The sequence below is a fragment of the Streptomyces sp. NPDC028314 genome (assembly GCF_055565795.1).
In genome coordinates this window covers 350,897-357,068 of the sequence record NZ_JBVHTP010000002.1, presented here as the reverse complement: position 1 = coordinate 357,068, position 6,172 = coordinate 350,897, and the positions used below count along the sequence as shown (strand labels likewise).

Sequence of the window (6,172 nt, the reverse complement as noted above, 5' to 3'; positions counted from 1 at the left end):
CCGTGAAGGCCCACACCCCGTCGCCACCGCGGCCCGAGGTGTTCCGGCGGATGGTGGCCAACATGCCGTTCTTCCTGGAGCGGGAACTGCGCCAGTTCACCGGGCACCTGCCGGACCTGGCCGCGCTCGCCCCCCACGCGGACCGGCTGGTCCCGGCGGCCGGTGAGGACTCGCGCGGCCTGCTGCTGCGGCGCCCGGCCGACGCCCTGGCGCAGCACTTCGGCAGCAGGCTCGCGGAGTTCCCCGGCGGGCACACCGGAAGCTCCGAGCAGCCGGCCGCGTTCGCGGACCGGATGCTCGACGTACTGCTGGCCCCCTGGCCAGGCCCTGCCGTCAGGCGTCCATCCCCGCGAGGACGAGCGGCAGCCGGGCGGCGCCCCCGGCGGTGACCTTCACCGGGACGCCCCAGTCCTGCTGGTGGACGTGGCAGGCCGGGTACTCGTTCGCCGGGTCGTCATCGCAGGACGCGGCCATCGCGGAGACGTGCAGCACCCCCTCGGTGACGTCCGGGTTGAGCGCCAGCTCTCGGAACAGGTCCGTACCCGGCCCCTCCCCGTCCACCAGCAGCTCGGGCGGGGTCGAGGAGACCAGCAGCCGGGTCGAGGGGCCGTAGCGGGTGTCGAGCTTCTGCCCGCTCGGCGCCTGGAAGACGACGTCGAGGCGGAGCGTGCCCGGGGCCACCTCGGTGGCGGCCCGCTGGGTGCGGTGGGCGACCGCGTCCACCCGTACCGCCTCCTCCGGGAGCCGGAGCCGGGTCAGCCGGTGCCGGGCGGACTCGACGACCACGATGTCCCCGCCGACCAGCACGGCGTCGCTGGGCTCGCGCAGATCCGTGGCCAGGGTGGTCACCTCGCCCGTCGCCGGGTCGAAGCGGCGCAGGGCGTGGTTGTACGTGTCGCAGACCGCGACCGAGCCGTCGGGCAGGGCGGTCACCCCCAGCGGGTGCTGGAGGAGCGCCTGGCCGGCGTCGCCGTCGCGGTGCCCGAAGTCGAACAGCCCGGTGCCGACGGCGGAGGTGATGGCGTACCCCTCGTCGGTGCGGTGGACGTACCGCAGCGCGCTGGTCTCGGCGTCCGCGATCCACAGGCGGTCCTCGGTCGCCGCGAGCCCCGAGGGCTGGGCAAACCACGCCTCGGCGGCGGGGCCGTCCACGAGCCCCTCGTTGGTCGTCCCGGCGGCCAGCCGGACGGTGCCCGTCTCCGGGTCCCAGGTCCACAGCTGGTGCACACCGGCCATGGCGATCCACACCTTGCCCTGCCACCACGCCACGTCCCACGGCGAGGACAGGTCCACCTCCAGGGCGGGCCCGGAGGTCGGCGACCCCTGCCACCACTGCCGGCCGGTCCCCGCCACGGTCTCCACGACCCCGGTCGCGGGGTCGAAGGTGCGCAGGGCGTGGTTGACGGTGTCCGCGACGACGACCCGGCCGTCGGGAAGCAGGGCCAGGCCCTGCGGCTCGCTGAAGGCGTCCGGCCCGAAACCGCGCTCCCCGCTGCCGATGCGGCGTACGACGCTCTCCCCGTCGGCGGCGAGCTCGACGAGCTGGTGCCGGGTCGAGTCGGACACCAGGAAGTTCCCCGAGGGCAGCACCAGCGCCTTCCCGGGGAACCGCAGGTCGCTCGCCACGGGCTCGGGGGCCACGTAGGGCCCGTCGCCGCGCCGCAGGGTCCCCTTGGCCTCGTGCTCGGCCTCCAGCTCCTCGACCAGCTTCGCGATGGCGTGGGCGTGCCCCTCACCGGCGTGCTGGGCGACGACGTACCCCTCGGGGTCGATCACGACGAGCGTGGGCCAGGCCCGGACGGCGTACTGCTTCCAGGTGGCCAGCTCGGGGTCGTCGAGCACCGGGTGGTGCACCTCGTACCGCTCGACGGCGTCGACGACGGCGGCGTGCTCGGCCTCGTGGGCGAACTTCGGCGAGTGCACGCCGATGATCACCAGGGTGTCCCGGTGCTTCTCCTCCAGCTCGCGCAGCTCGTCCAGGACGTGCAGGCAGTTAATGCAGCAGAAGGTCCAAAAATCGACAATGACGCACTTACCTCGCAGATCAGCGAGCGTGAGCTCATTGCCTCCGGTGTTCAGCCAACCACCCTTGCCGATCAGCTCGGGGGCACGGACACGGGGACGGCGGGGCGCGGGCGCGGGGGTGGGCGCCGGGGCAGCATCGTTCATGTTTCAAGCTTGCCATCCGGGCATGAACACCCCGTCACGCCCGTACGAAGCGGCGGACCTCCCCGAGCGGCACTGCCCCGCGGCGGACCGGGCGGCGGGATTCGCGGGCTCGCCTGGGGGCCGCGGGCGTCGTGCTAGTTTGCGGCGGGTGTCGACAGATCGTATAACCGGCCGCATCGCCGAGCCGAGGGGCGGCGCGGCCGCCCTCGGGTCCGCAGCGGAGACAGTCCCCACGGCAGCCCCCACCGAGCGCCGCAGGCCTGTTTCACTGCCCTCTTTGACCGGTTTGCGGTGGACCGCCGCGCTCATGGTGTTCTTCTACCATGTGCACATCGTCGGCTACCTCGGTGCGCGCGCCGGGGAAATGGTCACCTTCGCCTTCGCCGTCGGCAACACCGGGGTGTCGTTCTTCTTCATCCTGTCGGGCTTCGTCCTCGCCTGGTCCACCCCTCCCGGCGGCAGCCCCGTGCGGTTCTGGCGGCGACGGTTCGCCCGGGTGTACCCGCTGCACCTGGTCGCCGCGGTGCTCGCGCTGGTGCTGGCCTTCACCCTGGACACCTCCAACAGGCCGCACCTCAAGCAGCTGCTGGCCAACCTCTTCCTCGTCCAGTCCTGGGTCCCGGACATCAGCTACTACGCCGGTGTGAACCCCGTCAGCTGGTCGCTGGCCTGCGAGGCGTTCTTCTACCTCGCCTTCCCGCTGCTGATCTGGCCGCTGCGGCGCCTCGGCCGGCACGCGAGCCTGGTGGCCGCGGCCGGCTGCGTCCTGCTGGTGTGGGCGATGCCCACCCTGCTCGAACACCTCATGCCCGAGCACGTCGCCTGGGGCGGCTACTACTTCCCGCTCGGCCGGCTGCCCGAGTTCATCCTCGGCCTGGCCCTCGCGGAGCTGGTCCGGTCCGGCCTGTGGCGCGGCCCTGGGCTGACCGTCTCCCTCGCACTCACCATGGGCGGCTACTTCCTCAGCCTCAAGACGGATCAGCCGTACCAGTACGCGGCCTGTACGGTGATCGGCTTCGGCTGCCTGATCGCCGCCGCCGCGCAGGCGGACCTGCGCGGCGAGCCCTCGCCCTGGCGGGGGCGCCTCAGCGTCCGGCTGGGGGAGATCTCCTTCGCCTTCTACATGATCCACATCCTGGTGATCCGGACCGGCGAGCACCTGTACCGCTTCCACCCGGCCCTGCCGTGGTTCCCCAAGGGCCTGCTGCTGGTCGCCGTGGCCTTCGGCGTGTCCCTGGCGGCCGCCTGGGCGCTGCACACCTTCGTCGAGACCCCCGGCCACAAGCTGCTGACGCGCAGCCGCCGGGTCAGGAAGTAAAGGACCGCAGCGAGGCCACGAGGGCCGTCACGAACGATGCGCGGACCTGCTCCGGGAGCAGGTCCAGCGACAGGTAGGGGTTGAGGTCCTCCAGCTCGACGAGCAGCAGCTCCCCGCTGGGGGTGCGGCAGGCGTCGACGCGCTGGATCCCGTGCGAGAGCGTGTTCCACGCGATGAAGGACCGGGCGAAGTCCAGGTCCGCCGCGGTGGGCTCGTAGCGCTCCAGCTCCCAGCGGCGGGCGGGGTCCGGGGCGTAGAGGGCGTACTGGAAGGCGTCGTCGACGAAGTAGAAGGACACCTCGTACGCGAAGTCGATCCGCGGCTGGATCAGGTAGGCCCCGGCCGGACCGGGCCGGGCGGACGGGTCCGAGGGGTCCGCCGTGAAGGTGAGCCCGATGGAGTCCGCGCCCTGCTTGGGCTTGACGGCGTACGCGGGAACCTGCGGCAGCAGGTGCAGCCGCGCCGGGTCGTCGACCGTGGGGATCACCGGGTAGCCGGCGGTGGTCAGGTCCAGGAGGTACTGCTTTCCGGCCATGTCCGCGCGGCCCGTCAGCGGGTTGTAGACGCGCGTCCCGGCGGCCCGCGCGGCCGCGCGGAAGGAGTCGTACGCCTCCTGGTAGTGCAGGACCGGGCCGCTGTTGCGCACCACGACCGCGTCGAACCCGGGCATCAGCCGCTCGGCGTCGAGCGGGTGGCACAGGGCCAGGGGGAGGTGCTCGCGGAGCCGGGAGGTGAGGAATATGTCCTCGTCGCAGTAGCGGCGGCCGCGCGCCGGGTAGGCCAGGTCGGTCACGAAGAGAAGAGGCATGGCGGCAACCTATCGCGGGCACTGATCAGCGCATGAAATACCTCGTACGGGACAAAGTGCTGGCCATCGGGGACGACTACGGGATCGAGGACGAGGCCGGCCGCCCCGCCTTCCTCGTGGACGGGAAGGCGCTGCGGGTCCGCGACACCCTGGAGCTGAAGGACCCCGACGGGCACGTCCTGATCACCCTGCGGGAGAAGATGTTCAGCTTCCGCGACGCGATGACCCTGGAGCGCGGGGGGCACCTCCCGGCGGTGGCGGGGGGAGAGCGGCGCCTGGCGGTGATCCGCAGGAAGCGGTTCTCGCTGCTGCGCAACCACTTCCTGGTCACCCTGGCCGAGGGCACCGAGCTCGATGTCAGCGGCCGGATCCTCGACCGGGAGTTCAAGGTGGAGTACGAGGGGGAGCTGCTCGCGCTGATCTCCCGCCAGTGGTACCGGATCCGCGAGACGTACGCCGTCGACGTGATCCGGGAGGACGCGGACGCGGCGCTGCTGATCGCCGTCGCGGTCTGCGTGATCCGGATGGCCGAAAAGGAGCGGGAGGACGCCGACTAGGCGGATTCCCCCGGGACGGTGGAGGACGCCGACCAGGCGGACTGCCCCCGCCCGGTGCCGCGCGCCCCGCGGCGAGAGCGGGCGGTGAGCTGGCCCTGTACGTAGGCGTCCGCCTCGGGGGCGTAGGGGCCGCCGTGGTCGAGGAGGAGGTCGGTGATGCGCTGCCACTCCGCGACCGCCGCCCGGACGGGGGCCTCGGCGGCCGCCAGCGGGCCGGCGTCCTCCAGGGCCGCCTCCAGGGCGGCGTTCGCCTCGTGGTGCGTCATGCCGGTGGCCTCGGCGCGGACCCGGTCCCGGGCCGCGGTCTCCCCGGCGGAGGGCTCGTGGGGCTCCAGGGCGGCCTCGATGGCGGCCTCGGCCTCCTCGGCTTCGTCGGTGTACTGGGTCTTCTCCGCCACCACGGCGCACCTGCTTCCTGTCGGTACCGGTCCTCCTCTTACCCCGGATCCGCGCCGACCGACAGGGCCGGACGCGGAAAGGACCGCCTAGCGCCCCAGGCGGCGGTCCTTCAGTGCCGGGAACTGCTCGCGGGTCTCGGCGACCTTCGCCGGGTCCAGGTCCACCGTGAGGACGTCCTCGCCGGGTCCGGCCTCCGCCAGCACCTCGCCCCACGGGTCCACCACCAGGCTGTGCCCGGCCTGCTCCACGCCCGCGTGGGTGCCGGCCAGCCCGCACGCCAGGACGTACGACTGGTCCTCCACGGCCCTGGCCCGGTTCAGCAGGGTCCAGTGGGCCCGCCGCCGGGCCGGCCAGCCCGCGGCGACGACCAGCGTCGTCGCCCCCGCGTCGACCAGGCCGCGGAAGAGCTCCGGGAAGCGCAGGTCGTAGCAGGTGGCGATGCCGAGGGTCTGTTCCGGCAGGGTCACCGTGGTCAGGGTGTCGCCGGGCGACATCAGCACCGCCTCGCCCTGGTCGAAGCCGAAGCGGTGGATCTTGCGGTAGGTCGCGGCCAGCTCGCCCGCCGGGGAGATGACGAGGGCGGTGTTGTAGAGCGAGCCGTCGCCCGCGCGCTCCACCACGGATCCGGCGTGCAGCCAGACCCCGGCGTCGGAGGCGGCCTTGGACATCGCCTCGAAGGTCGGGCCGTCGATCGGCTCGGCCTCGGTCTCGAACTGCTCGTACGCGAAGGCGCCGACGGTCCACAGTTCGGGCAGCACGACGAGGTCGCTGCCGCTCTGCTCGCGTACGAGATCGGCGACCCTGGAGCGTCGGGAAGCCACCGACTCCCCGTCGTTCACCGCGATTTGGATCAATGAGGCGCGCACACTACCACCGTCCTGGACTTGCAGCCGTCAACTCGGGCCTACGATCGTCACACGA

Annotated in this window: 6 protein-coding genes and 1 pseudogene; 3 read left to right on the top strand and 4 right to left on the bottom strand. The window is 72.5% G+C overall.

Going from position 1 to position 6,172, the window contains the following annotated elements; translation table 11 throughout:
* Nucleotides 1-389: pseudogene (locus ACZ4TG_RS05815) on the top strand (hypothetical protein); the annotation flags it as partial.
* Here ACZ4TG_RS05815 and ACZ4TG_RS05810 read toward each other — a convergent pair.
* A complete protein-coding gene (locus ACZ4TG_RS05810; protein ID WP_468160076.1) occupies nucleotides 334-2,169 on the bottom strand; it encodes an NHL domain-containing thioredoxin family protein in 1,836 nt (611 codons plus the stop codon). The pseudogene ACZ4TG_RS05815 and the gene ACZ4TG_RS05810 overlap by 56 nt on opposite strands.
* Nucleotides 2,170-2,446: 277 nt before the next feature.
* Between ACZ4TG_RS05810 and ACZ4TG_RS05805 the strand changes: the two genes are divergently transcribed.
* Nucleotides 2,447-3,487 (top strand): acyltransferase family protein, encoded by a 1,041-nt coding sequence (locus tag ACZ4TG_RS05805; protein WP_468160075.1) that lies wholly within the window; start codon nucleotides 2,447-2,449, stop codon nucleotides 3,485-3,487.
* On the opposite strand, the gene ACZ4TG_RS05800 is transcribed toward ACZ4TG_RS05805, so the two are convergent.
* Nucleotides 3,477-4,295: an ATP-grasp domain-containing protein gene (locus ACZ4TG_RS05800; protein WP_468160074.1), complete on the bottom strand. Its 819-nt coding sequence runs from the start codon at nucleotides 4,293-4,295 to the stop codon at nucleotides 3,477-3,479. The two genes, ACZ4TG_RS05805 and ACZ4TG_RS05800, sit on opposite strands and share 11 nt — an antisense overlap.
* A 32-nt stretch (nucleotides 4,296-4,327) precedes the next feature.
* On the opposite strand from ACZ4TG_RS05800, the gene ACZ4TG_RS05795 reads away from it, so the two are divergent.
* Nucleotides 4,328-4,852, top strand: coding sequence for an LURP-one-related/scramblase family protein (locus ACZ4TG_RS05795; RefSeq protein WP_468160073.1), 525 nt, complete (start codon nucleotides 4,328-4,330; stop codon nucleotides 4,850-4,852).
* Here ACZ4TG_RS05795 and ACZ4TG_RS05790 read toward each other — a convergent pair.
* Both ACZ4TG_RS05790 and ACZ4TG_RS05785 read right to left on the bottom strand, forming a co-directional pair.
* A complete protein-coding gene (locus ACZ4TG_RS05790; RefSeq protein WP_468160072.1) occupies nucleotides 4,849-5,250 on the bottom strand; it encodes a hypothetical protein in 402 nt (133 codons plus the stop codon). The two genes, ACZ4TG_RS05795 and ACZ4TG_RS05790, sit on opposite strands and share 4 nt — an antisense overlap.
* An 87-nt stretch (nucleotides 5,251-5,337) precedes the next feature.
* On the bottom strand, nucleotides 5,338-6,117 hold the full coding sequence (locus ACZ4TG_RS05785; RefSeq protein WP_468160071.1) for a carbon-nitrogen family hydrolase: 780 nt from the start codon (nucleotides 6,115-6,117) through the stop codon (nucleotides 5,338-5,340).
* Nucleotides 6,118-6,172 lie beyond the last annotated feature (55 nt).